The 25081-nt window shown below is 72.2% G+C and carries 20 protein-coding genes and 1 pseudogene; 10 read left to right on the top strand and 11 right to left on the bottom strand.

Annotated elements, in window-relative coordinates; genetic code table 11:
- Positions 1-83 precede the first annotated feature (83 nt).
- Genes AQJ64_RS11005 through AQJ64_RS10990 form a run of 4 tightly spaced genes read left to right on the top strand, consistent with a single transcriptional unit; the run spans position 84 to position 5054 of the window.
- A complete protein-coding gene (locus AQJ64_RS11005; RefSeq protein ID WP_055633380.1) occupies positions 84-824 on the top strand; it encodes an enoyl-CoA hydratase/isomerase family protein in 741 nt (246 codons plus the stop codon).
- Entirely contained in the window at positions 821-1879 is a 1059-nt protein-coding gene (locus AQJ64_RS11000) for an alcohol dehydrogenase catalytic domain-containing protein (protein ID WP_055633350.1), read from the top strand. Before AQJ64_RS11005 ends, AQJ64_RS11000 begins: the two co-directional genes overlap by 4 nt.
- A 2-nt stretch (positions 1880-1881) precedes the next feature.
- On the top strand, positions 1882-3060 hold the full coding sequence (locus tag AQJ64_RS10995; protein ID WP_055633351.1) for an acyl-CoA dehydrogenase family protein: 1179 nt from the start codon (positions 1882-1884) through the stop codon (positions 3058-3060).
- Positions 3057-5054, top strand: a complete 1998-nt coding sequence (locus AQJ64_RS10990; RefSeq protein ID WP_099053931.1) for an alpha-ketoacid dehydrogenase subunit alpha/beta — start codon at positions 3057-3059, stop codon at positions 5052-5054. Before AQJ64_RS10995 ends, AQJ64_RS10990 begins: the two co-directional genes overlap by 4 nt.
- Before the next feature lie 174 nt (positions 5055-5228).
- Here the strand turns inward: AQJ64_RS10990 and AQJ64_RS10985 are convergent, their stop codons facing one another.
- Complete coding sequence (locus AQJ64_RS10985; RefSeq protein WP_055633352.1) at positions 5229-6854, bottom strand: flavin-containing monooxygenase; 1626 nt, start codon at positions 6852-6854, stop codon at positions 5229-5231.
- A 184-nt stretch (positions 6855-7038) separates the two neighbouring features.
- Between AQJ64_RS10985 and AQJ64_RS10980 the strand changes: the two genes are divergently transcribed.
- A complete protein-coding gene (locus tag AQJ64_RS10980) occupies positions 7039-8244 on the top strand; it encodes an NAD(P)/FAD-dependent oxidoreductase (protein ID WP_055633353.1) in 1206 nt (401 codons plus the stop codon).
- 126 nt (positions 8245-8370) lie between these two features.
- Here the strand turns inward: AQJ64_RS10980 and AQJ64_RS10975 are convergent, their stop codons facing one another.
- Positions 8371-9063, bottom strand: coding sequence for a DinB family protein (locus AQJ64_RS10975; protein ID WP_055633354.1), 693 nt, complete (start codon positions 9061-9063; stop codon positions 8371-8373).
- A gap of 215 nt (positions 9064-9278) precedes the next feature.
- Here AQJ64_RS10975 and AQJ64_RS10970 point away from each other — a divergent pair, with 215 nt between their 5' ends.
- From AQJ64_RS10970 to AQJ64_RS10960, 3 genes are all read left to right on the top strand, one after another.
- The gene (locus AQJ64_RS10970; protein WP_059202589.1) at positions 9279-10250 is read left to right on the top strand and encodes a fumarylacetoacetate hydrolase family protein; all 972 of its coding nucleotides are present in this window, start codon (positions 9279-9281) and stop codon (positions 10248-10250) included.
- A gap of 108 nt (positions 10251-10358) precedes the next feature.
- On the top strand, positions 10359-11114 hold the full coding sequence (locus AQJ64_RS10965; RefSeq protein ID WP_055633356.1) for a CoA transferase subunit A: 756 nt from the start codon (positions 10359-10361) through the stop codon (positions 11112-11114).
- On the top strand, positions 11111-11758 hold the full coding sequence (locus AQJ64_RS10960; RefSeq protein ID WP_055633357.1) for a CoA transferase subunit B: 648 nt from the start codon (positions 11111-11113) through the stop codon (positions 11756-11758). The genes AQJ64_RS10965 and AQJ64_RS10960 overlap by 4 nt, the downstream gene beginning before the upstream one ends.
- A 33-nt stretch (positions 11759-11791) precedes the next feature.
- Here the strand turns inward: AQJ64_RS10960 and AQJ64_RS10955 are convergent, their stop codons facing one another.
- The 7 genes and pseudogenes from AQJ64_RS10955 to AQJ64_RS47885 form a co-directional block, all read right to left on the bottom strand.
- A complete protein-coding gene (locus tag AQJ64_RS10955; RefSeq protein ID WP_079061582.1) occupies positions 11792-13963 on the bottom strand; it encodes a SpoIIE family protein phosphatase in 2172 nt (723 codons plus the stop codon).
- A gap of 428 nt (positions 13964-14391) precedes the next feature.
- A pseudogene (locus tag AQJ64_RS50675) lies at positions 14392-14723 on the bottom strand (sigma-70 family RNA polymerase sigma factor family protein); the annotation flags it as partial.
- Complete coding sequence (locus tag AQJ64_RS10950) at positions 14714-14971, bottom strand: EF-hand domain-containing protein (RefSeq protein WP_055633383.1); 258 nt, start codon at positions 14969-14971, stop codon at positions 14714-14716. The pseudogene AQJ64_RS50675 and the gene AQJ64_RS10950, both read right to left, overlap by 10 nt.
- A gap of 89 nt (positions 14972-15060) precedes the next feature.
- Complete coding sequence (locus AQJ64_RS10945) at positions 15061-16083, bottom strand: TolB family protein (RefSeq protein ID WP_055633384.1); 1023 nt, start codon at positions 16081-16083, stop codon at positions 15061-15063.
- Between the two features lie 11 nt (positions 16084-16094).
- A complete protein-coding gene (locus tag AQJ64_RS10940) occupies positions 16095-17381 on the bottom strand; it encodes an MFS transporter (protein WP_055633358.1) in 1287 nt (428 codons plus the stop codon).
- A gap of 5 nt (positions 17382-17386) precedes the next feature.
- On the bottom strand, positions 17387-18277 hold the full coding sequence (locus tag AQJ64_RS10935) for an alkaline phosphatase family protein (protein ID WP_055633359.1): 891 nt from the start codon (positions 18275-18277) through the stop codon (positions 17387-17389).
- A gap of 226 nt (positions 18278-18503) precedes the next feature.
- Positions 18504-18671 (bottom strand): LacI family DNA-binding transcriptional regulator, encoded by a 168-nt coding sequence (locus tag AQJ64_RS47885; RefSeq protein WP_206189674.1) that lies wholly within the window; start codon positions 18669-18671, stop codon positions 18504-18506.
- Between the two features lie 49 nt (positions 18672-18720).
- Here AQJ64_RS47885 and AQJ64_RS48985 point away from each other — a divergent pair, with 49 nt between their 5' ends.
- Positions 18721-19581 carry a hypothetical protein gene (locus AQJ64_RS48985; RefSeq protein WP_157880898.1) on the top strand — a complete coding sequence of 287 codons (861 nt, stop codon included), beginning with the start codon at positions 18721-18723 and terminating at the stop codon, positions 19579-19581.
- A gap of 424 nt (positions 19582-20005) precedes the next feature.
- Here AQJ64_RS48985 and AQJ64_RS10925 read toward each other — a convergent pair whose 3' ends face one another.
- Positions 20006-21898, bottom strand: coding sequence for a glycoside hydrolase family 97 protein (locus AQJ64_RS10925; RefSeq protein WP_055633361.1), 1893 nt, complete (start codon positions 21896-21898; stop codon positions 20006-20008).
- 37 nt (positions 21899-21935) lie between these two features.
- Positions 21936-24242, bottom strand: coding sequence for a glycosyl hydrolase family 95 catalytic domain-containing protein (locus AQJ64_RS10920; protein WP_206189675.1), 2307 nt, complete (start codon positions 24240-24242; stop codon positions 21936-21938).
- A gap of 172 nt (positions 24243-24414) precedes the next feature.
- On the opposite strand from AQJ64_RS10920, the gene AQJ64_RS10915 reads away from it, so the two are divergent.
- Entirely contained in the window at positions 24415-25071 is a 657-nt protein-coding gene (locus AQJ64_RS10915) for a polysaccharide lyase family 7 protein (RefSeq protein ID WP_055633362.1), read from the top strand.
- Positions 25072-25081 lie beyond the last annotated feature (10 nt).

The raw sequence follows: 25081 nt of genomic DNA, 5'->3' as shown, positions 1-25081 counted from the left end.
CACCGGGACAGGAGGGCCTCGTGCCACGCATCCGCAGGGAAGGCGAAGGGCCAGTGGTCACGCTGCGTCTGCTCCATCCGCCGATGAACGCATTCGACTCCCGGCAGCGCGAGGAGCTCTGCGCGGCGGTGCGCGCACTCGCCGACGACCGGGAGGTGCGGGCCGTCGTGCTGTACGGCGGCGAGCGGCTGTTCGCGGCGGGCGCGGACATCAAGGCGCTGGCCGCCATGTCGCCCGGGCAGGTGCGTGGCTGGAACCGGGCTCTGCAGCGGACGTTCGACGAGGTGGCGCGGCTGTCCGTGCCGGTCGTCGCGGCGATCACCGGCCACGCGCTCGGCGGAGGGCTGGAACTGGCCCTCGCGGCGGACTACCGGGTGGCCGCCGACGACGCCCGGCTCGGCCAGCCCGAGGTCCGCCTCGGGATCATGCCGGGCTCCGGCGGCACCCAGCGGCTCACCCGGCTGATCGGCCCCGCGCGGGCGAAGAACCTGCTGATGACCGGACGCACCGTCGGCGCGGACGAGGCGCTGCGCCTCGGCCTCGTGGACGAGGTGGTACCGGCGGGCGAGGCGCACGAGGCCGCCCTCCGGTACGCCCGTCAGCTCGCCGAGGGCCCCGCGGCGGCCCTGGAGGCGATCAAGGAAGCGGTGGACCACGGCGCCGACGCCGCCCTCTCCACCGGCCTGGCGCTCGAACGGTCGCTGTTCACCGGGGTGTTCGGCACGGACGACGCCGCCGACGGGCTCCGCGCCTTCCTCGAACGGGGCGCGCGACGCGACGGCCCGCACAGCGACGGGGACGACGAGAAGGGACGTACGACGTGAAGGCGCTGCGGTGGCACGGCGCAGGTGATCTGCGGCTCGACGAGGTCCCGGAGCCACCGGAACCGGGGCCGCACGAGGCGGTCGTCGAGGTCTCCTGGTGCGGGGTGTGCGGTACCGACCTGCACGAGTACCAGGAAGGCCCGCACCTGATCCGGGAGAGCCCGCACCCGCTCACCGGGGCCCGCCCGCCGCTCGCCCTCGGCCATGAACTCAGCGGCACGGTCGTCGCGTTGGGAGCACCGGTGCAGGGCGTCGCGGTCGGCGACCGGGTCACCGCGGACCCGGTCTGGCGCTGCGGGACCTGCTTCTGGTGCGCGCGCGGCGACTACCACATCTGCCCGAGGAGCGGCTCGGTGGGCCTCGCCTCACCCGGGGCGTTCGCCGAGCGGGTGACCGTGCCGGCCGCCGGACTGACCCGGCTGCCGGACGAGGTCACGGACGAGATGGCCGCGCTCGCCGAACCGCTCGCCGTCGGCCTGCACGCCGTCACCCGCGCCGGGGTGGGCCCCGGCGACCACGTGCTGGTCGTCGGCGGCGGCCCCATCGGCTTCGCCGTCGTCCTGGCGGCCCGGCTGGCGGGCGCCGCCGGCCTGTACGTGAGCGAACCGCTGACGGAACGCCGGGAGAAGCTGCTGGCGATCGGGGTCACCGAGGCCTTCGACCCGCGCGGGACGGACGTACGCCGTGAGGTGTTCGTCCGTACCGGGCGCATCGGCCCGGACGCCGTCATCGACGCGACCGGTGTGCCCGCGCTCGCCCGGGACGCCGTGGCCACCGTCCGGCGCGGCGGCCGGGTCGTGCTGGCGGGCGTCGGCCACGGCGACGTCTCCTTCGACCTGGGGCAACTGGTCTTCTACGAGCGGACCGTGCTCGGCACCCTCGGCTACCGGCACGACATCCCCCGGGTCGTCGATCTGATGAGTACCGGGCGCCTGGACGCCTCCCCCCTGCTCACCGGGCGGTTCGCGCTCTCCGACGGGGTGGAGGTCTTCGCCGACCTGGCCGGCCGCAGGGCCGGCCAGCTCAAGGTTCTGCTGACCCCGAAGGGACTGTGACCATGGATTTCGACCTGCCCGAGGAGACGCGGGCGCTCCAGGAGATGGTGCGCGACTTCGCGGCCCGCGAGATCACCCCGCACGCCGCCGCGTGGTCGGAGAACGAGGAGTTCCCGACCCATGTCTTCACCAAACTCGGCGAACTCGGCCTGATGGGCATGCTCGTGCCCGAGGAGTACGACGGCGCGGGCGCCGACACCGTCACCTATGTGGCCGTGATGGAGGAACTCGGCGCCGCCGACCAGTCGGTGGCCTCCTCCTGGAACGCGCACTCCACCATCGCCACCCTGCCGCTGCTGGCCTACGGCACCGAGGAGCAGAAGCGGCGCTGGCTGGCCCCGCTGGCCCGGGGCGAGGCCATCGGCGCGTTCGGCCTGACCGAGCCCGGGGCCGGCTCCGACGCGGCCGGCATCACCACCACGGCCCGCCGTGCGGACGGCGGCTGGCTGATCAACGGCACCAAGATGTTCATCACCAACGCCGGTACCGACATCAGCCAGGGCGTCACCGTGCTCGCCGTGACCGGCCGCGAGGACGACGGCCGCAAGCGGTACGCCACCTTCTACGTCCCGACCGACACCCCCGGCTACACCTGCGGGCGCAAGCTGAAGAAGCTCGGCTGGCACGCGATGGACACCCGGGAGCTGGTCTTCACCGACTGCTTCGTCCCCGACGACCATCTGATCGGCGAGGAGGGCGGCGGTCTGCGGCAGTTCCTGTCGGTGCTCGACAAGGGGCGGATCAGCGTCGCCGCGCTGGGACTGTCCCTGGCGAAGGCGGCCCTCGCCCTCGCCGTTCAGCACGCCACGGAACGCGAGCAGTTCGGCCGGCCCCTGTCGGCGTTCCAGGCGGTCGCCCACAAGATCGCCGACATGGGCACCGAACTTCAGGCCGCCCGCTGGATGGTGTACCGGGCCGCCTGGCTCGCCGACCGGGGCCGCCCATATGGCACCGAGGCCGCGATGGCGAAGCTGTACGCCTCCGAGGTCGCCAACCGCGCCGCCTCCCAGGCCGTGCAGATCCACGGCGGCTACGGCTATGTCCGCGAGTCGGAGATCTCCCGCTTCTACGCCGACGCCAAGATCCTCGAGATCGGCGAGGGCACGAACGAGATCCAGCGCAACGTGATCGCCCGGGCCCTCGTCACGCCGCCCGCGCAAGCACCGCGAGGACGCGCGTGAACCCGGCACCGCACGCCCCGGGCGACGGCCCCGACTCCCCGCACGCCAACCGGCTGCTGGAGATGTACCGCAGGATGCGCCGCATCCGGCGGTTCGAGGAGCGGGCCTCCGAGCTGTACAAGGCGACCGAGATCCCCGGTTTCCTGCACCTGTCGATCGGTCAGGAGGCCAGTGCGGTCGGCGCGTGCTGGCCGCTGACCGCCCGCGACGGCATCACCTCCACCCACCGCGGCCACGGCCATGTGCTCGCCAAGGGCCTGGACCCGGCGGCGATGATGGCCGAGCTGATGGGCAAGGACGCCGGGACCTGCCACGGCCGCGGCGGCTCGATGCACATCGCCGACCCCGGACTCGGCGTCTACGGCGCCAACGGCATCGTCGGCGCGGGGCTCCCGATCGCCGCCGGTGTGGCGACGGCCGCCAGGCTGCGCGCCGCCGGTGACGTGGTGGTGGCGTTCTTCGGGGACGGCGCGGTCGCCCAGGGCATGTTCCACGAAGCGGTCAACCTGGCCGCCGTGTGGGACCTCCCGGTCGTCTTCCTCTGCGAGAACAACCACTACTCCGAGTTCTCCCCGGCCGCCGAGCAGCACCGCGCCCCGCTCTCCGCCCGCGCGGCGGGCTACGGCATCGGCTACGCGCACGTCGACGGCAACGACGTCCTGGCCGTGGCGGGCCTGATGGCCGACGTCGTGGACCGGCTGCGCGCGGGCGGCGGCCCGGTGCTGGTGGAGGCGGAGACCTACCGCTGGCACGGCCACTACGAGGGCGACCCCGAGCGCTACCGCAGCCCCGAGGAGGTGGCCGCCGCCAAGGAACGCGACCCGCTGGTGATCACCCGCCGTCAGCTGACGGCCGCCGGGGTCGATCCGGCGCTCGTCGACGCGGTGGACGAGGAGATCCACAAGGAGATCGAGGCCGCGGTGGAGTGGGCCCGCGGCCTGCCCGCGCCCGCCCCGGAGACCCTGTACGACTTCGTCTGCGCCCCGCGCACCCCGATACCCGAGCCCCTCCCCGCCGCCGGTGAGACATTCCGGTCGATGGACGCCGTACGACTGGCCCTGGAGCACGAGCTGACGGCAGATCCGTCGGTGTTCGTCGCCGGGATCGACGTCGGCGCGGGCGGCAATGTCTTCGGCCTCACCCGGGGCCTCGCCGAGGCCTTCCCCGGCCGGGTCCGCGACACCCCGATCAGCGAGAGCGCCATCCTCGGTACGGCGGTGGGGGCGGCCATGGCCGGGATGCGCCCGGTGGTCGAGATCATGTACATGGACTTCATCGGGGTCTGTCTGGACATGCTGCTCAACCAGGCGGCCAAGCTCCGGTTCATGACCGGCGGCCGGGCCTCGCTGCCCCTCGTGGTGCGCACGCAGTTCGGCGCGGGCCGCTCCTCCGGCAGCCAGCACTCGCAGAGCCTGGAGGCGCTGCTCGCGCACATCCCCGGCCTGACCGTGGTGATGCCGTCCACCCCGGCCGACACCTACGGCCTGCTGCGCGCCGCGATCCAGGACCCCAACCCGGTGGTCTTCGTGGAGAACCGGCTCCAGTACGGCTTCAAGGGCCCCCGCCCCGCCGACGACCACCTCCTGCCGCTGGGCAGGGCCCGGGTCGTGCGCGAGGGGACCGACGTCACCCTCGTCTCCTGGTCCCGGATGGTCCAGGATTGCCTGGCCGCCGCCGAGCTGCTCGCCGCCGAGGGCGTCAGCGTCGAGGTCGTCGACCTGCGCACCATCGTCCCGCTGGACCGGGAGACGGTCCTGGCCTCCCTCGCCAGGACCAACCGCCTGGTCATCGCGCACGAGGCGGTACGGGACTTCGGCGTCGGGGCCGAACTGTCGGCGCTCGCCGTGGACGAGGGCTTCTGGCACCTGGACGCCCCCGTGACCCGGGTGGCCCCGCCGCCGGTGCCGGCCCCGTACGCGCCCTCCCTGGAGCGGCTGTGGCTGCCGTCGCGGGACACCATCGCCGAGACGGTGCGCAGGATCGCGGCGGTGTGACCGCCGCTGTCGTGCGGTGACACGTCGATGCCCCGGAACCCGAGGAGGGTTCCGGGGCATCGACGGTGGTGGTGCCGCCGTCGGTCCGGACGTGTCCGGCAGGACGGGTGGTGGACCGACGGCGGCCCGGCCGCGCCCGACGGACGGTCGCGACCGGGGCCGGTGGACCCGCCGTCAGGCGGGGCGGCGGCGCGCCTTCGAGAAGTCGAAGGTGGCGTAGTCGTTCTCCTCGACCTCCCGGATCAGCTCCTGGAGCTTCCACCGCCCGGTGGGGTTGAGCAGCTGGCTGACGGCCTTCCCGGGGATGTTGGCCCCGTAGAAGTAGCTGCTCCTCTGGAAGATCGACATCGAGTCGCTGCTGTTCATCAGGTCCGTCCATTCCTTCTCCGCGGCCGGCTCGACCGCGATGACGTCATGGCCGTGTTCGCGCGCGTGCAGCAGGGCCCGGTGGACGAACTCCACCTGGTCGCCGGCGTAGCGCGGGTTGTTGCCGAGCGCGCCGTGCGGGCCGCCGGGGAAGAAGAGGTTCGGGAAGCCCGCCGCCGCGACCCCGAGGTAGGTGCGCGGGCCGTCCGCCCAGTACTCCTTCAGCGGCAGGCCCCCGGCTCCCCGCACGCCGAGCCGGTTGAGTGCGCCGGTGCCGAAGTCGTAGCCGGTTCCCCAGATGATGATGTCGAACTCGCGCAGCCCGGCGCCCGTCTCGATCCCGTCCTCGGTGATACGGAGGATGGGGTCGTCGGGCAGGGAGACGAGCGAGACGTTCGGCCTGTTGTACGCCTCGAAGTAGCCGGTGCCGAAGGGGGGCCGCCGGGCGCCGTACCCGCCGTCCTTCGGGACCAGCTTCTCGGCCGTCTCCGGGTCCGCCACGATGCCGCGGATCTTGGCGGCCATGAAGTCGCACCACTCGGCGTTGACGACGGGGTTGAACGTCATGTCGCGGTAGTGCTCGGTCAGCTTGGTGAAGCCGGGGCTGTTCCAGATCTTCTCGTAGAACTCCTGCCGCTCCTCGGCGCTGACGTCCGCCCCGTTCTGCGGGTTGATCTCGTGCAGGAAGCCGCTGGGGGAGGTGTCGAGCGTGGCCCGGATCCGCTCGAAGTCGGCCTTGAGGCGGGCCTGTTCGGCGGCGGTGATGGGCCGGTTGTTCAGGGGTGTCACCCAGTCGGCCTTCAGCTGGTACACCGTGAGGTCGGCGACCTGGTCCGCGATCGCGGGCACGATCTGCACCCCGCTGGACCCGGTGCCGACGAGCGCCACGCGCCTGCCCGTGAAGTCGATCGGCGTCCTGGGCCAGCGGGCCGTGTGGTGCTGCTCCCCGCGGAAGTCCGCGCGTCCCTCGATGTCGGGGACGAAGGGCACCGAGAGGACACCGGTGGCCGCGACGAGGAACCGTGTCCGCAGCGTCGTCCCGTCCTCGGCCGTCACGGTCCAGGTGCCGCGGTCCTCGTCGTAGACCGCCGAGCCGACCCTGGTGCCGAAGAGGATGTCGCTCCGCAGGCCGAAGCGGTCGACGACGTGGTTGAAGTAGCGCTCGATCTCCGGCTGCCCGGCGTAGTGCTCGGTCCACTCCCACTCCTCCCACAGCTCCTGGGAGAACAGGTAGCCGTAGGTGTAGCGCTCGGAGTCGAAGCGGGCCTCGGGGTACCGGTTCCAGTACCAGGTGCCGCCGACGCCGGTGCCGGCCTCCAGCAGCCTGACCGAGAAGCCGGCCTCGCGGGCACGGTACAGCTGGTGGATGCCGGTGACGCCCGCTCCGACGATGACGACGTCGAGGAGACCGGTGTCCGTCGTCGATTCGCTCATCTGCCCTCCAGGGCGTTTATTGTTTCGACCGGTCGGTCGATTGAATACGGCCGAGCGTAGAGGAGGGGAGGGGGTCGGGCAATCCGCCGCCGGGGATTGATTGTACCGACCGTTTGATTTAACTTTCGGGCCAGAGGCCGGCGTCCCGGCACACGGCACACACACGGCGCAACGGAGTCAACGTATGAGGAACGAGGACGGCACCCCGGCACACGGCCGGGTCCTGGTGGTGGGCGCCTCCGCGTCCGGCCTCTGCACGGTCGAGTCGCTGCGACGCAAGGGGTACGCCGGTGAGATCACCGTGGTCGGCGACGAACCCCACGCACCCTACGACCGGCCCCCGCTGTCCAAGCAGGTGCTGTCCGGGGCCTGGGAGCCCGGACGGGCGGCGCTGCGGACACCGGAGGTCCTGGCGGACCTGAAGGCCGCACTCGTCCTGGGCGACGAGGCGGTCGCCCTGGACCCCGCGACCCGCACCGTGCGCACGGCGTCCGGGTGCGAACTGGCGGCGGACGCCGTGGTGATCGCCACCGGGGTACGGGCCCGTACCCTGCCCGGAGCGGCGGACCTGGCCGGAGTCCATGTGCTGCGCGGACTCGACGACGCGCTGGCCCTCAAAAGGGAGTTGGTCCCCGGCGCCCGGCTGGTCGTCGTCGGCGAGGGCGTCCTCGGATCCGAGATCGCGGCCACCGCACGCACCCTGGGCCTGGCGGTGACCCTCACCGGCCCGCTCGCGGCGCCCATGGCGCTCCAGGTCGGCCCCCTGGTCTCCGGACTCCTCGGCGATCTGCACCGCGAGCGCGGAGTGGACCTGCGGCTCGGCACCGGTGTGACCGGCCTGACCGGCACCGGCGGCCGGGTCGCCGGCGTGGCCCTGGCCACGGGGGAGAGCCTGCCGGCGGACGTCGTGGTCGTCGCCATCGGAGCCACCCCGGCGACGGACTGGCTCGCGGACAGCGGACTGCGCCTCGACAACGGAGTGGTCTGCGACTCCCGTTGCCGCGCGGCGCAGGGCGTCTACGCGGTCGGCGACGTCGCCCGCTTCCACCACGAGCCGTACGGCCGTCTCGTCCGCCTGGAGAACCGGACGAACGCCACCGAACAGGCCGCCGCCGTGGCGGGGGCCATCCTCGGCGAGGACCGCCCCTACACCCCCGTGCCCTACTTCTGGACCGACCAGTTCGACGCGAAGCTCCAGGTCCACGGACTGCTGCCCGCCGACGCGGACGTCGAGATCGTCGAGGGAGACCTGACGGCCCGGCGCTTCGTCGCCCGCTACACCAGCGCGGGAGCGGTGACCGGGGTCCTCGGCTGGAACATGCCGAAACAGACCCGGCTGCGCCGGCAGGACGTCGTCGACGCGCTGCCCACGACCGCCCTCGCGCACTGAACGCGGCCCCGGAAGGAAACCCATGAAGGTCGTCGACGACGAGGAGAAGCGCCCTGGCCGTGCGGGAGGTTCAAGGAGGACTCCCAGGCCTACGGCATCTACGAACTCCCCGTCGCCTGGTAGCCGTCACCCCCGGTGCTGCCAGAGGTCGCGGAGCAGGGCGATCTCGGACATGTGGTGGATGAATTCGAGGTTGCCGCCCCAGAGCACGTCCACGAACGGATCGTCGGGGTCGGAACCGTACGGGTACTGGGAGAAGCCGACTGTGTCGAGCTGCTCCTCGGTGACACCGGCGACGGCCTCGCGCCAGCGGTCGATCGCGGCCCAGAACCGTTCGAGAGCGAGGGAGGCGTCGGGGGTGAAGTCGACCATCAGCTTCGGATCCCGGCGCCGCTCGCCGAAGGCCCACTCCCAGCCGCCCGCGAAGCCGTAGTGGAGGTGGCCCAGCCGCCAGGCGATCGTGGTGATCGGCGTCCGGTCGGGCCGCACCGGGCCGGTGTGGGCGAGGACCTCCTCGACCCGCCGGACGCTCACGCTCCAGTCCTCGGCGATCTTGGCGACGGACATCCCGTCGGCGGCCTGCCTGGCGACCTCGGCGTACTCGCTCGGCGGGATGTCCGGGGCGCCCAGATCGAGCACCCAGTCGCCGGGCCCGAACGCCCGGGCAGTCGTCGCCTCCCCCCGGCGCCGGATCGACCAGCAGTCCGGCACCGGCTCCCAGAGGTACTCCTCGTCCCCCAGCCCCGTCAGCCGTACCTGGGCCCTCTCCCTGGCGCAGTCGAACTGGTCGAGCAGCAGACCCAGACGGTCGGTCCCCATGCGTGGCCCCTCTCGCGGTCGCCCGCCTCTTCGTCATGTCCACGCGGAGGCTAGCGGCCTCGCGCACGGGGTGCGACGCATTTCCGGGCGCCCACCCGCCACCCGGACATCCCTATCCGTCCCGTGGATGTGCGGCATAACGAGAATCGATTTCCCAGATCGGATGGGGTGGCGTGAGATGGGGCGACGCCAAGGAAACCACCCCGGAGCCGACCATGCGTTTCGCCACCTATGAACACCAGCACCGACGCCGGGTCGCCGTCGTCGCGGAGGACGGGACCCTCTTCCCGGTGCCCGGGACGCACTCGCTCACCGCACTGATCGGGACCGGCGACGGTCTCGACGCGCTGCTCCGCGTCGGCGCCGCCGCCCTCGACGCGCCGCCCGGCCCGCAGGTCTCCGAGGTGCGGCTGCTGCCACCGCTGGAGCCGCCCACCGTACGGGACTTCGTCACCTTCGAGGAGCATGTCGAGGGCGTACGGCGGTCCGTGGACGGCGCCGGGGGAGTGCCCGAGGCCTGGTACGACGCTCCGACCTTCTACTTCACCAACCCCTACGCGATGATCGGCGCCCACGACGACGTCCCGGTCCCCCCGGGCAGCGGCGTGCTCGACTTCGAGCTGGAGGTCGCCGCCGTCGTCGGCCGCGCCGGACGCGACCTCACCCCCGCCGAGGCCCGCGACCACATTCTCGGCTACACGGTCTTCAACGACTGGTCCGCGCGCGATCTCCAGTCCCGCGAGATGCAGGTCCGTCTCGGCCCCTGCAAGGGCAAGGACACCGCGACCACCCTCGGGCCGTACCTGGTCACCGCCGACGAACTGGAGCCGTACCGGGACGCCGAGGGCTTCCTGCGGCTGGCCCTGGCCGCCGCCGTCAACGGCACGACCGTCGGCACGGACCTGCTGTCCCACATGAGCTGGACCTTCGAGGAGATGGTCGCCTACGCCTCCCGCGGCACCTGGGTGCGCCCCGGTGACGTCCTCGGCTCGGGCACCTGCGGCAACGGGGGCTGCCTCGCCGAGCTGTGGGGCGTCCGCGGCAAGCAGGACCCGCCGCCGCTCGTACCCGGCGACACCGTGACGCTCACCGTCGAAGGCATCGGCACCGTCTCCAACACCGTCGTCCCGGGCGCGGAACCGCGTCCGCTGCCCCTCGCCCGCCGCCGCACCCGGGAACGGCCGTGAGCGGCCCGCACCCCCGGCGGCGCCGCGGTTCGCCGCCGCCGGCGGCGCGCCCGTCACCGTCATGAGCCACGTCGACGCGGGACCCGTCCCGGTGGAAAGGACCCTCACATGAACAAGGTCTGTGCGAGCGCCGCGGAGGCGGTCGCCGACATCCCCGACGGCGCGTCGCTGGCCGTCGGCGGCTTCGGCCTCAGCGGCATCCCCGACGTGCTCGTCCGGGCCCTGCACGCCCGCGGCGCGAGCGGCCTCCAGATCGTGTCCAACAACTGCGGCGTGGACGGACGCGGCCTCGGCGTCCTGCTCGCCGACGGCCGGATCGCCCGTGTGACCGGCAGTTACGTCGGCGAGAACAAGGAGTTCGCCCGCCAGTACCTCTCGGGCGAACTGGAGGTGGAGCTGGTCCCGCAGGGCACGCTCGCCGAGCGGCTGCGGGCGGGCGGCGCCGGCATCCCCGCCTTCTACACCCCGGCGGGCGTGGGCACCCAGGTTGCCCGGGGCGGGCTGCCCTGGCGGTACGCCGCCGACGGCTCGGTCGCCCTCGCCTCCCCGCCCAAGGAGACCCGCGACTTCCACGGCCGCCCCCACGTCCTGGAGCACGGCATCACCACCGACTTCGCCCTCGTCCGGGCCTGGCGCGGCGACCGCCACGGCAACCTCGTCTTCCGCAGGTCCGCCGCCAACTTCAACCCCCTGGCAGCCATGGCCGGCCGGATCACCGTGGCCGAGGTCGAAGAGCTGGTGGAGACCGGCGGGTTGAGGCCGGACGAGGTGCATCTGCCCGGCATCTACGTCCAGCGCGTGGTGGCCCTCACCCCGGCACAGGCCGCCGACAAACACATCGAGAAGAGGACCGTACGAGCATGAGCTGGACCCGCGACCAGATGGCCGCCCGCGCCGCCGCCGAACTCGCCGACGGCTCCTACGTCAACCTCGGCATCGGCCTGCCGACCCTGATCCCCGGGCACCTCCCGCCCGGCGTCCAGGTCGTCCTGCACTCCGAGAACGGCATCCTGGGCACCGGCCCCTACCCGACCGAGGACGAGGTCGACCCCGACCTCATCAACGCCGGCAAGGAGACCGTCACCGTCCTGCCCGGGGCCTCCTTCTTCGACTCGGCCCTGTCCTTCGGCATGATCCGGGGCGGTCACATCGACACCGCCGTGCTCGGTGCCATGCAGGTGTCGGCGCACGGCGACCTCGCCAACTGGATGATCCCCGGGAAGACGGTCAAGGGCATGGGCGGCGCCATGGACCTCGTCCACGGCGCCCGCCGCGTCATCGTGCTCATGGAGCACACCGCCAAGGACGGCACCCCGAAGATCGTCGAGGAGTGCACGCTCCCGCTCACCGGCGAGCGATGCGTCCACCGCGTCATCACCGACCTCGGCGTCCTCGACATCACCCCGGCCGGCCTCGCCCTGGTCGAGACCGCGCCCGGAGTGACGTACGAGGAGATCTCGGCGAGGACGGCCGCTCCGCTGCTGATCGACGCGACCGCCGCCTGCTGACCACGGCGGGGCGCGTGTCCGCGGCGGCCCCCGCTACCCGCCCCACTCGGCCGGAGTCCGCTCGAGCTCCTGCTCGGTCCAGATGCACTTGCCGTCCCGGAGATAGCGCGCGCCCCAGCGCCGGGAGAGCGCGGAGACGAGTTGCAGACCGCGGCCCCCCTCGTCGGTGTACGTGGTGCGGCGTATGCGCGGGGTGGTCAGGCTGCCGTCGTAGACCTCGCAGATCAGGGAGCGGCTGCGCAGCAGACGCAGCCCGAGGGGGCCCCGGGCGTGCCGTACCGCGTTGCCGACGAGTTCGCTGACCAGGAGTTCGGTGCTGACGACGAGGTCCTCCAGCCCCCAGGCGGCGAGCTGTCCGCGGACGTGCGCACGGGCCTGTCCGGCCGCTCGGGGGTCGTAGGGGAGGTCGAAGGCGGCGATGTCCTCGGCCGAGGTGCCATGGGTGTGGGCGATGAGGAGGGCCGCGTCGTCGGTGGTCCGGTCGCGGTCCGGCAGTAGCGCCGAGGTGACCAGGTCGCACAGGTCGTCCAGCCGCGGTGCGCCGTGCTCGGGGCGCCCCGGGCGGAAGCGGGGGTCGCGGGCCGCGGCGTCGGCCAGGACCTGCTTCAGCTCCTCCAGCCCCTCGTCGAAGTCCCGGCCGGCGGATTCCACGAGGCCGTCGGTCCACAGGACCAGCAGACAGTCCTCGGGCAGCCGCAGCTCATGGGTCTCGAAGGGAGGATCGGCGGCGCCGAGCGGCGGATCGCCGGCCAGCTCGGGGAAGTGGACGCTGCCGTCGGGGTGCACGACGACCGGCGGGGGATGACCGGCCAGCGAGAACGTGCACAGCCGGGTGACCGGATCGAACACGGCGTACAGACAGGTCGCGTAGAAGTCGTCGCCGAGCTCGCTGACCACGTCGTTGAGATGACCGAGCAGCTCGTCCGGGGCCATGTCCAGGTCGGCGAGGGTGCGCACCGCGGTGCGCAGCCGGCCCATGGTGGCGGCCTCGCTGATGCCGTGGCCCATGACGTCGCCGATCACGAGGGCGGCCCGGTCGGCGGACAGCGGGATCAGGTCGTACCAGTCGCCGCCCACGCCCTCGCCCCTGCCCGCGGGCAGATAGCGGGCGGCGGCGCTCACGGCCGGCAGCCGGGGGAGGGTCCTGGGCAGCAGTCCGCGCTGGAGTTCCTGGGCGCGGGTGTGCTCCGCGTCGTAGAGCCGGGCCCGCTCCAGAGCCTGGCCGACCAGACCGCTCAGCGTGGTGAGCAGCGTGCGGTCCTCGTCGCTGAAGGAGCGCGGCCGGTGGAAGGACAGCGTGAGTCCGCCGATGTTGCGCCCGGAGGCGACCATCGGCAGAAACGCCCAGGCCTTCATCGGGGACGCCTCCAGCAATGTCCTGCCGAACGGATAGGGCCGGAGGAACTCCTCGGGCGACTCGAAGAACAGGGCGGTGTGGGTGCGCAGCATGTCGGTGATCACGGGATGCTCGGCGTACGGCATCCCGTTGAGCAGCCGGATGAAGGAGTCCGGGTATCCGGTGGAGTCCACCACGTGCACCCGGCCGCTCTCGATGACGTCGACCAGCAGTCCGTCGGCCCCGAACGGCGGCACGACATACCGGGCGACGGTCCGGACGACGTCCTGGGAGGTGACGGCCTCGGCGAGCGCGACGGTCAGCTCGTTCATGCGCACGGTCCGCTCGGACCCGACCGGCCCACCGGGCGCGTTCACCAGGTGAGCTCCGGTCCAGGCCGCCACCGTGCGCAGAAAGGACCGTTGTGTCGCGTCCGGCTCGCCGGGCCCCGCCGTGAGCACGGACAGCACGCCGACCGGCCCGCCGGGACCGAGCAGCGGCACCGCCGCCGTGCCGCCCGCCCCGATCCCCAGCCCGTCCCCGGGCACCCAGGCGAAGGCGCCGTCCCGCACGGCCCGTACGGGCGCCACGTCCCGCTCCTCGCCGAGATCCGCCCACACCGCGACGCTCGCCGGGGGGAGCCCGTCGCTCGCCGTCAGGCTCAGCCTCCCGGTACCGGGATCGCGGCGGTGCAGCAGGGACCCGAGGCCGCCCAGACAGGTCGTCGCCTGCCGCAGGGCCAGGCGCAGCGTCCGCGTGGGTGTCTCCGTCTCCTCGTCCCCCGGTCCCGGTACCGGACCTCCGCTCCCCGCGGGCTCCGCCTGCTCGGCGGCGGCTGTCCCGGCTCCTGTCGTGCGGAGCCTGTGCATGCGAAGACCACCACCTCGCATTTCCGGCCAATCGGTTGATCCCCACACTAACGCGGAGTACGTGTCCCCCGCGCCCGCGGCCGCTCCGGCTCGTCGTGGGTCTCCAGGTCACGCGACACGGCGGAGCCCGCGCGGCGCCGCCGCCGCGTTCGCCCCGCACATGCCGTGCGCGCCGGTCCCCGGCGGGGGCGCCGCGGAGCAGAGCAGATGTACATGCCGGGCACACCGGTGCTGCAGGGGTCGAGCGCGGCACGGGGGCGCGGCACGGGCCGGAGGCGGTGTTCGCCCCGGCGACGACGTCGGGCGCAGCGGATGGCCCGGCAGCCGGGTGAGCGGCCGCATGATGTCCTCGGCGAGATCGTCGAAGCCCTCCGCGAGCGGCCCGAACGTCCGCCGCCATCGGCGCGTACGGGCCTTGCCGGTCGCCGGTCGCCGGTCTCCAGGGTCTCCGCGATCCGCCGGTACGGGTACGCGAAGGCCTCCCGCAGGACGTGGGCGGCCTGTTCGGCGGGGTTCCGCTTCTCCGGGAGGAAGAGGACCGCCAGGTCGAGCGCCTCGGCCCGCTCCGCCCCCAGGCGCGGGTCCATGGTCGGGTCGACCGGCTCCGCAAGCCAGGGCCCGGTGTACGCCTCACGCCGCACCCGGGCGGACCGGGCGAGGTGGCGTCCTGGACGACGTCCTCGGCCTCCACCGCGCTGCAGGGCACCCGGTGGGCGACGCCGAACAGCCGCGGGCGCGCCGCCAACGGCTTCAGCTCCAGCCGAAGCGCCGGTCCACGACCGACGCGAACTCCTCCACGGTCAGCACCGCGTCCCCGTTCTGGTCGGCCGCGTCGAACAGGGCGGAGGAGGCGTCGGCGTCCCCCAGGCCCCAGAACGGCAGATCCCCCGAGGCGGCGAGCGACGGGCCCTTCGTGCGCAGCGCGGTGATCACCTCCACGCGGGTCAGGGTCCCGTCGTGATCGAGGTCGAGCGCCTCGAACAGTCTTCGGGCCTTGTCACTCGTCACGTCGCCCTCGCTCCTCTCACCGGCGGCCGGGTCCGCCTCGCTCACGGGGGAAAACGCCCTCTCCGCCTCTCTGGTTCCATCGGAGTCCGTCACCCCAGGTAGGCGGGGGCGACGGCGGATTCCATCAGCCGGCGGGCCGTACCGCCGCCGTCGGCGGGCACGGTCCACAGGTCGGAGCCGTAGTCGCCGGGGAGGGCGTAGACGAGGGTGTCGTCGTCGGCCCACAGCGCCTGGTCGTCGACGGTGCGCCCTTCGGCGGTCGGGGTCTCCTTCATGGTCCGCAGATCGAGCACGTACAGCCGCCAGGGCGCGTCGGGCGAGGCCCCCTTCACCCGCTTCTTGTACGCGATCCGGGTCCCGTCGGGCGACAGGGACGGGCACTCGACGTTGCGGTGCACGGTGGTGAGGGTGCGGGCCGTGACGTCGCCCCGGACGAGATAGGTCTTCCCGCCGGTCGCCAGGGTGGCGTAGAACCGGTGGTCGTCGGCGAAGGTGACACCCCAGACGTTGGTGTCGGCCGCGTGGGAGGAGTGCCCGTCCCTGACGATGCGGAAGGTCTCCAGATTGTCGTCGACCGTCCAGGTGCGGGTGTCGACGATCGCCGTGCGGGTGGAGAAGTCCGTACCGGCGTAGGAGTCCCCGCTGACGAAGACCGTCCAGGCGACCAGATGCCCGGAGGGGGAGACCCGGGCCCGGGTGGGGATGCCCGGTACCGCGAAGCGGCGCCGCTCGTGCAGGCGCGCGTCGAGCACCACCGCCCGGTAGGTGTCCCGCAGCGCCCCGTGCACGGCCTGGAGGCAGATGCCGGTGCCCGCCGCCGCGTGGAAGCGCAGGCACGTGACGCCCGACGCGGTGCGCGGCCCCCGCGGATCGTCGGCGGGCACGGTGGCGATCTCGTCGCGGTGCGGTCCCCAGGCCAGGTTGCGCACCAGCAGCCGGCGGCCGGACGTCGGCCGCAGCGAGACACTGCCGGCCCGCACGGTCGGACCGTCGGCCTGCTGTTCGTCCCGCAGGCCCGACCGGTGCGCCGCGTACAGCACCGCCCCGGTCCCCACGCTCCCCAGCAGCAGGACCGCCACCAGCAGGATCACCAGTCGGCCGGTCCTGGTCATGCCGGTCCTGGTCATACGGTCACCGCCTCGTCGGGTGCGGCGGCAGCGGCGGGGCGCAGGACGTACGCGGCGACCAGGGTGCTGACGGCCAGGGCGCAGGCGGTGGCCGCGAGCGCGGTCCGCCCGCCCCACAGGCTCCAGGCCGCGCCGAAGGCCAGCGAGCAGCCGAACCGGGCCAGCGCCTGACCGGTGCCGACCAGGGCCTGCCCGGCGCCCTGGTGCCGGTCCGGGACGGCACCCGCGGTGGCGGCGGCGAGGACGCCGTCGGTGGCCGCGTAGAAGGTGCCGTGCAGGACGAGGACGGCGATCACGGCCGGGACGCCGTGCCACGGGGAGAGCACCAGGCCGTAGCCCAGCAGCAGGACCCCGTGACCGGCGAGGAAGAGCCGGCGGCGGCTGACCCGGTCGGCGAGTGCCCCGAGCGGGACGGCGAGCAGCAGGAAGACGGCGGCGGTGCCCAGCGGCAGCAGCGGGAACAGGTCGGCGGGCAGCCGCCCCTCGCGCTGGAGCAGCAGATAGAGGAAGGAGTCGCTGACCGTGGTCAGGCCCAGGAGTGCCGCGCACACGGTCAGCCGGCGCAGCCCGGGGCGGCGCAGCAGCGCGAACGCCTCCCGCAGCGTGGGCCGCATCGCCTCGGGCGTTCGTACGGCACTCGCGGGGGTGATGCGGGCGGGCACGAACAGCACCAGCACCAGGACCCCGAGCACGGCCACACAGCCGCTGACGGCGAACACCGCGTCGTAGCCGTCGACGGTGGCGCGCAGCACGGCGAAGGCGACGAGGGGGCCGAGCAGCGCGCCGGTGGTGTCCATGGCCCGGTGCACCCCGAAGGCGCGCCCCCGGCGCTCGGGCTCGGTGGCCAGCGAGATCATGGCGTCCCGAGGGGCGGTGCGCAGCCCCTTGCCGGTGCGGTCGGCCGCGAGCACACCGCTGATCACCGGCAGGGTGTGGGCGAACAGCAGCAGCGGCTTGCACAGCGCCGACAGACCGTAGCCGAGGCCCGCGACCGCCTTGTGGCGGCGGCCCCCTCGGTCGGCGAGGTGCCCGCCCGCCAGCCGTACGAGCGCCCCGACACCGTTGTTGATGCCGTCGAGGAGTCCGAAGCCGAGCGGCGACAGACCGAGGCCCGCCACGACGTAGAGCGGCAGGACGGCGGTGACCATCTCCGAGGAGACGTCCGTGATCAGACTGACCGTGCCCAGGGCCAGCACCGTCGTGGGCACGGCGGCCGGCCGCCGCCCGGGACGGATGTCCCGGGCGACGGCGGGCCTGGTGCCGCGGGAGTCCGCGAGGTACACCGGCGTCAGTTCCAGATGCCGGTGATGTCGGAGGCCGAGGCGGCGTTGCCCGCGTGTGCGGACAGGCCGGCCAGGTCCTCGATCGTGCGCAGCACGTTGTAGTGGTTGTAGGTGGTGGCGCTGGAGCTGCCGGCCGTGACGTGCTCCCCGTAGAACAGGGTGGGGATGCGGTTGCCGGAGAGCTTGTTGTCCTCGTCGAAGGTCACGGCGAGGACGCTGTTGTGGGTCTTGGCCCAGGTGGCGTACGCGCCCAGGTTGTTCTGGATCCAGGTGTCGCCGGTGGAGACCGAGCAGTCGTGCATGTCGCTGCACAGGTTCGGCACGACGAAGGACACCTTCGGCAGGGCCGTGTAGTCGGTCGGGAACTGCGCGAAGGTCTTCGCGGTGCTGGTCGGCACGTTGGAGAATCCGAACCACGGGTTGTGCTTCTGCGCGTACTTGCCGCTGCTGCAGGTCGTCGAACCCTGGCTCGGCAGTGACTCGTTGTAGCTCGCCCAGGTCTTGCCTGCGGCGATCAGCTCGGAGGCCAGGTTCGGGGCGGAGATCGAGCCGACGGAGACACAGCTGTCGTCGGTGCGGCCCTGGTTGGAGCCCGAGAAGAGCATGTAGTAGTTCGGCTCGCTGGGGTGGGTCAGACCGTAGGACTGGGTGAGGTTCGCCCCGCCCGCCTTGATCGTGTTGTTGAGGTAGGGGGCGCTGGAGCTGCCGATCACCTGAGAGTAGGCGTGGTTCTCCATCACCACGACCACCACGTGGTCGGGGGTCGGGAGCGCCGCGGCCTGGGCGGTGGTGGCCGTGGCGGCCCAGACACCGATCGAGGCGGCGGTGAGGGCGACGGCGCCGGCGAGTGCGGCGAGGGGACGTCGGTTGCGCTGGGGAGCCTTGACGGCGGCCATGACTGTCCTCCGGGACAGAAGCGACGGACGTTCGGGGGGAGCGGCGCCGCAACCCTAGGGGCCCCGGGCCTGCCCCGCGTGAAGGCCAGGCGAACGGCGGACCCCGGCAGGCAAAGGTCGGGTCAGTCACAGGTAATGCACGGCAAAATCAAGGGCGGGCGGGGCGGAACCGCGGAGGAGCGCCCGACCCCTTCAGCCTACGCTCCGGGGCCCCGCGGCCGGTGGGTCAGCCCTGGCGCGGCGGTGCCGTCGAGTTGCGGACCACGAGCTGGGTGCCGACCTCCATGTGCTCCATGAGCAGCCGCCGGCCCTCGATCAGGGACAGCAGCGCACGGGCCGCCTTCTGGCCCATGTCGGCCCGCCCACGGGTGCGGTGGAGGATGCGGAGGTACAAGAGTAAAGGCCCATGCCTCACGCTTTGTGAGTCATGCATACTGGCCGCCATGAATCGATTCTCGCCGGGTACGGTTGTTCTCGGAGTGCCCTCCTTGATCGGTCTGATCTCCATGGGGTTGCTGGCGGGACTGGGTGAGCAAAGCATCATTATCACCTGGCTGAGCTTGAGTGGGGCCCTCGCCGGGATTCTGGGCATCGCGTTGGCCGTGTTCGGTGAAATGAGAACGAGGAAATCCGTGCGGGGAGACGAAGAGGTCAAGCGGCAACGTGTCACCCATGCGCAAGCTGACAGGGGTGGGGTCGCAGCCAATGTCAGATCACTGTTCTCGAGGACGGTGATCGTCAATGCCCCGGTTACACCTCCGAAGCAGCCGGAAAATTCTGGGCATGGGTTCAAAGCGGCCAGGTGGGTTGTTCTCGTAGCCCTTGGCCTGGTGACCGTGGCCGTTCTCCTGCTGTACGCGACCCAGCCCCGAGACGGCGCCGCGTCCGGCAGTTCACCCTCGAGTGGGCCTCCGTCGGCCTCTGCGGGCCGTGCCAGTGTCGGTCCATGGGAGGCGAACGCGGGGGATGTGGAGAGTCTTCTGGACTTTCCTTGCGGCGACTGTGTGAAGGTGCAGGTCGACATCGGTCAGCAAGTGGACGTCGATGCGCCTCAGGACGGCGTGGCGGACTTCGCGAGATTCAAGGGTGACGACCTCAAGGCCGTGAACGGGTCTCGCCTCATGCCTGGCCTTCCCGGAGAAATCGACCCGTCGCGCTGTTCGGAGAACAAGGCGGATTACACCCCGGGTGTGCTCAAGGCGCCGGCTGGAATTCCGGTCTGCCTGATCACGGGTGAGGGGCGGCGTGCGATGCTCGTGGGGGTCGAAACGCCGGAGAGCTACTACTTCTTCGTCTCCGGTTGAGGAACGGGGAGGTGACTGGTGGAGATGGATCCGGTGCGGGCCTTCTCTGGGAATTACAGACCAGGGCGGCCGGTTTGGCGCACGCTCCGAATCCACCTGAGACGAGTGATTCAGTGCGGCCGCCCCTCATGGGGCCCATGAGAATCTGAACAATTCCAGAATTCTCGACGGGTGCACCGTCGCCTGGAACGGCAGACGGTGCACCTCACCGGCGGGGTGATGTCGTTCTGGTGGAGCCCCGCTTGGCGGGAACCGGCGTGGAACTGGTTCCAGGAACCATGGGGCCCGGTCGTGACCTACTCGGCCGCTTCGCTGTTCCCCTCGCACCTGGCGTGGCCGCAACCGGAGTCGCGTGCGGGGACCGTCGGCGTCCTCCTCCGGATATCCGGGCCGGGTGTGACCACTGCCGTCGAGCCGATCGGATTCAGCGGTAGCAGGTGTTCACCCCCGGCCGCCACGGGCAGGCCAGGGCCGCGAAGCCCCCGTTGTCCGCGACGGCGACGGTGAGGGTGTCGCCGTCGCGCCGGACCTGCCGGTTCTGGACGAGACCGCCAGTGCCGTCCTGGACCGTCTCGACCAGCCAGCGCCCGGGACCGAGTGACAACGGCACCTCCGCCGTACGCGCGGTGCCCGTGTACACCCCGCCCAAGAACCAGCGGTCGCCGCTGCGGCGGGCGAGCACCGCCTCCCGCCCGGGCCGTCCGGCGAGCAGCCGGGTGTCGTCCCAGGCGGCCGGGAGCTGGTCCAGGAAGGCTCGGGCGAGGGGGCGTTCGTCGTACGACTCGGGGGTGCCCGCGAGCATCTGGAGTCCTGATTCGTAGGCGACGGTCAGTCCCACCTCGGCCGCGTCGGAGTTGGGGCGCAGGCCGACCCGCTGGAAGGCGCCGGGGGTGAAGTCCATGGAGCCGATGACGTTCCGGGTGAAGGGCAGGGTGGTGAGGTGGGCGGCGGTGTTGGTGCGCTTCTCCTCGCCGCCGACCCCCTCCAGCGTCATCACGTGCGGCCAGGTGCGCTGGATGCCCTTGGGGATCGTGGAGCCGTGGAAGTCCACCATGAGGTGGTGGGCGGCGGTCTCCGGGAGGATCGTGTCGTACCACTGGAGCATCGACTGCGTCTCGGAGTTCATGAAGTCGATCTTGACGCCCTTGGCGCCCCACCGCTCCAGCGTGGGCAGCCACTGCGCGCGTTCCGCGGGTGTGTCGAGGTCGCGCTGGTGGATCCAGACGATGATCTCGACGCCCCTGGCCCGTGCGTACCGGACGAGTTCGGGCATCCAGCTCGTGGTCTGCCAGTCGGGATCGGTGACGTCCCACTCGTCCTTCTTGAAGTACCAGCCGGAGTCGACCGCCTCGTAGGGCCAGCCCCGCTCGGCGGCGTAGTCGACGTACGCCTTCTGCGCCGCGAGGCTCTGCCCCGCCGTGCGGCCGCCGGCCAGCCAGGTCCACAGCACGGTGCCGGGCCGGATCCAGGAGCGGTCGGCGACCTCGGACGCCGGGGCCAGGTCGTCGGTGAAGGTGGAGCGGGTGACGGTGGCGAGGTCGCCGGTGATCATGGCCCGCCAGGGGGTGGCCGACCGCCCCTCGGTGTGCACCCGTTCGTCGGCGAGCTGGATCCGGTAGGTGCCGGTGCCCTGGGTGTGGGCGAGCCGGGCACCGGAGTAGGAGCCGGTCAGGCCGGACTCGGCGAGCAGCGTGTAGCCGCCCGGGGTGGCGAACAGTGCCTGGTCCGCGTAGGTGCGGGTGGGCGCGGTCGCCGCCGTGTACTCGGCGAACTGCCCCTCGTTGTCGACCCGGTAGGCGCTCAGCCAGGCGTCCGCGTCCGCCGGGAGACGGAACGCGGAGGCCTCGCCGAGGACGTCGCCGTACCCGCTGGGCAGGACGTACCGGTACGCCACGCCGTCGGCGGCGGCGCGCACCACGAGGTCGAGGCGGGCGCCCGCCGCGGTGGCGAAGGACAGCCGGGTCTCCCTCATGTGCGCCCTGCGGTCGAGCCGTTTGCCGGACACCGCCCGGTAACGCTCGTCCACCGTACGGTTCCTGGCGTGCAGGAAGCGCAACCCCTGTGACAGGTCGGCCTGCTCGGTGACGATGCCGAGGGGGGACGGTTCGAGGACCGTACGGCCCGCACGGGTCACCGACAGGCTCAGCGTGCCGGTGGTGTCGTCCAGGGAGATCCGTGCGTGGGGCGCGTGCGCCGCCGAGGACACGGTCCATGCCCCTTCCTCCCGCTGCCCGGCCTGCGCGGGGGCGTTCGTGAGGAGTGCCGCCAGCAGCCCGGCGCACAGCCCGGCGACCGCGGTTCTGATCGGAACAGCCATGTGAGCCTTCCCGGTGGTGGGGGTGGACGGACGGTCGTTACGGCAGTCCCCAGGCCGCGCCCGGTGCACTGACGGGGACCGGCGCGATGACGAGGTCGGGACGGGTGCCGGAGTGGATCAGCACCTCGCGGCCCTGGGGCAGGTCGATGCCGAGCGTGCCGTCGCCCAGGTCGTGGGTGCGGGCCGGGCTGCCGTCGTCGAGGAGCACGGTGAGCCGGCCGCTGAGGCCGTGCCGCACCTTCAGCGGCTCGCCCGCCAGACTCCTCACCCGCACGAACCGGGTGACCCCCGCCTCGCGGACCGCGCTGACCAGGAACGCGCCCTCGGTGCGGAACCCGTGCAGGGTGACGTCCGCCCAGGCCGACGGGACGGCCGGGAAGACCCGGATCACCCCGCCCCAGCTCTGGCAGAACATGTCGTGCAGCGACTGTGAGGCGGACAGCGGTGTCTCGATCACCGGACCGGCCTCGGTGTAGTGGGTGTTGGCCCGGCAGGGGTAGCGGGTGGCCGGGTCGAAGAACTTCCGCAGATGGCCGAGCGCGGTGTCGCCGTCGCCGGCCATCGCGTACATCGAGGCGGCGCCGGTGTAGCTGTAGCCGCGGTGGGCGCCGGTCAGCGCGTGCCAGTGCTCGATCGACCTGGTGATCAGCTCCCGGTTCTCGGGCTGGTCCCAGGTGACCAGGTACAGCGGGTACACCATCAGCAGGTGCGAGTAGTGCCGGTGGGACTGCGCGTACGGGGTGTCGGCGCCGATCATGAAGCCGTTGTCGTCGACCGGGTACGGCGTGAGTCTCGCCAGCACCTCCCGCCAGCGGGGCGCCGAGGCGTCGTCGACGCCGAGGAGTTCGGCGGAGTCGAGCAGTGTCCGGCAGCCCCAGCGGATCAGGGCGAGGTCGTAGTTGGTGTCCTGCGGGGGGACGACCGGGTACTCGGGGGAGAGGGTGCTCGGCAGATGGAGCCTGCCGTCGCTGCCCGGGGTGAGGAAGTGGAGGTAGTAGGCGATCGCCCGGCGCAGCACCGGGTAGATCGTGTCGCGCAGCAGGGCCTTGTCCATGGAGTGCCGGTAGGACAGCCACACGTTGTGCAGCGCCCAGGTGAGGTCGCCGGTCTCGGCGCCGGTGCCGGGGCGGCCCACCTCCCGGTGGGCGAACATGTCGGAGCTGCGGCCGACACCGGAGCTGTCCGCGCGGTAGGCGGCGGGCACATTGGCGATCAGCTGTTCCTGGTTCTGCCGCAGGGTGGTGGCGAGGGCGTCGAGCTCCGGGTGGTTGGAGCCGTGGATCAGCCAGTACTCCAGCTGCACATTGAGGTTCCACCACACGGCGGGCCACGGGGTGGGCTCCAGCCAGGGGCCGGAGGTCGCCATGACGGGACCGCCCGCGCGGCTGGCGGAGGCGACCTTGTAGAGCTGGATCCAGTGGAAGCTCTGCAACCGCTGGTCGGGGAACGAGACGAAGCTCTTCGGGTAGAAGGCGTGCCACCAGCGGGTGTGACGTTGCCTCAGACGGCCGTACGAGACCGCGCGCCGCAGGTTGCGCAGCGAGTCGGCCTCGGCGGATGTGCCGGAGGGGAAACCGTGGCCGACGCTCAGCAGCAGTTCGGCGCCGGTGCGGCGGTGGGCGGTGGCCGTCGCACCGCCGCCGCTGAGCGGCTGGAGCACCTGTTCGGTGCCGTCGGCGGCGGTCCGCACGGTCCAGGGCGGGTTGGCGGTGTAGCCGGCGGGCGGGGCCTCGCTGATCCGGCGGGGGCTGACGGCGTCCTCGGGGTGGAAGGTCCACAGGACCTGCTCGCCGCCGTCGGCCGTCACCCGGGCGGCCAGCACCTCGTCGTGGACGAACGCGGCGAGGGTGAGGGTGCCGGCCGTGGTGGTGACCGTGCCGGTGAGCTCGGCGTTCCACAGGCTCAGCCGCCAGTCGACGGCGGTGATGGTGCCGACCGGTTCGAGCGTGAGATGCCCGACCGGCAGCCGGCAGGTGCCCCAGCCGCTGCCGAACTCGGGCCGGTGGTCCTGGACCCGGCCGTGCTGCACGGTGAACCGGATCCGGTTCTCGCCCGGCTCCTGGTAGACCATGCTGCCGAGCAGCCCGTCCCCGAGGAACGGGCCCTCGTACCAGCGGGTGGGCAGCCTGGTCCACAGCAGGTCCTGGCGGCGCAGGAAGTCCGCCCAGGCGCGGCCGGTGGCCATGGTGTCGCGGAGCCGCCACGGACGCCCGGCGGGGCCTTCGGCGTCTGCCGCCGCGCGGGCCGGCGCGGGCGGCAGTGCGGCGCCCGCCGCGCCGCCGAGAGCGGTGCCGAGCACGGTTCTGCGGGGGACCGCCGAGTCCTTCCCCGACTGTGAGGTCATCATCGTCCTCCGTAGCTGATGGGTCATCAACACATGGGATTCATCGGGTGTATCGGGGAACGTAGGCACCTTGTGTAGACCTGTCAATGGCCCTGAACCTTGACTCCTCCGATGTCTTGCGATTGTCTGCTGGCGTGCCCCTGACAACATGATCGCGTGGAGAGGACATCCGATGGACCGCAGAACCCTCTTACGGGCGGGCGGCGGACTGCTCGCCGGCGGGGTCGTCGCGGCGGCACCGGCCGCGGCCGCCCCCACCGACGGCTGGACGCAGACCTCGTTCACCTACGGCTGGCACAAGCCCTGGAACCTCGACCTCGCCGAGCGGCACAGCTACAGCGGCGGCGTGCACCGCATGTGGGTGTACGCCACCGACGAACCGTTCCAGGAGGGCAGCGCCACCGACCCGCGCACCGAGATGCGCTGGCAGGTCGACTACACCACCGGCGAGCGGATGTGGGACGCCGACGTCTACCTGCCCTCCGGCACCGACGGCGCGTCCTTCGTCCAGATCCTGCGCGGCGTCCACCCCTCGGGCACCCCGGCCACCGACATCATGCTCAACGTCTACGACACCGACGGCGGCACCGTACGGCGCTACGACGGCACGGTGCTCAGGACGGACGCGTACGACACCTGGTTCAACGTGAAGATCGCCCACCGGGCGACCAGTGGCACCGGCACCATCAGGGTCTACCTCGACGACTCCCTCGCCCTCACCGTCGCCGACCGGGGCCCCGCCACCCGCTACTTCAAGAACGGCGTCTACGACCACGGCTCCGGCCGCGTCGAGGCCCGCTTCCGCAACATCCGCTACTGGACGCGCTGACCCCATGTGA

Origin of the sequence: Streptomyces griseoruber (genome assembly GCF_001514205.1) — a bacterium.
Classification (GTDB): Bacteria; Actinomycetota; Actinomycetes; order Streptomycetales; family Streptomycetaceae; genus Streptomyces; species Streptomyces griseoruber.
Note: the sequence above shows the minus strand (reverse complement) of the source record. Positions and strands in the feature narration are given on the sequence as shown.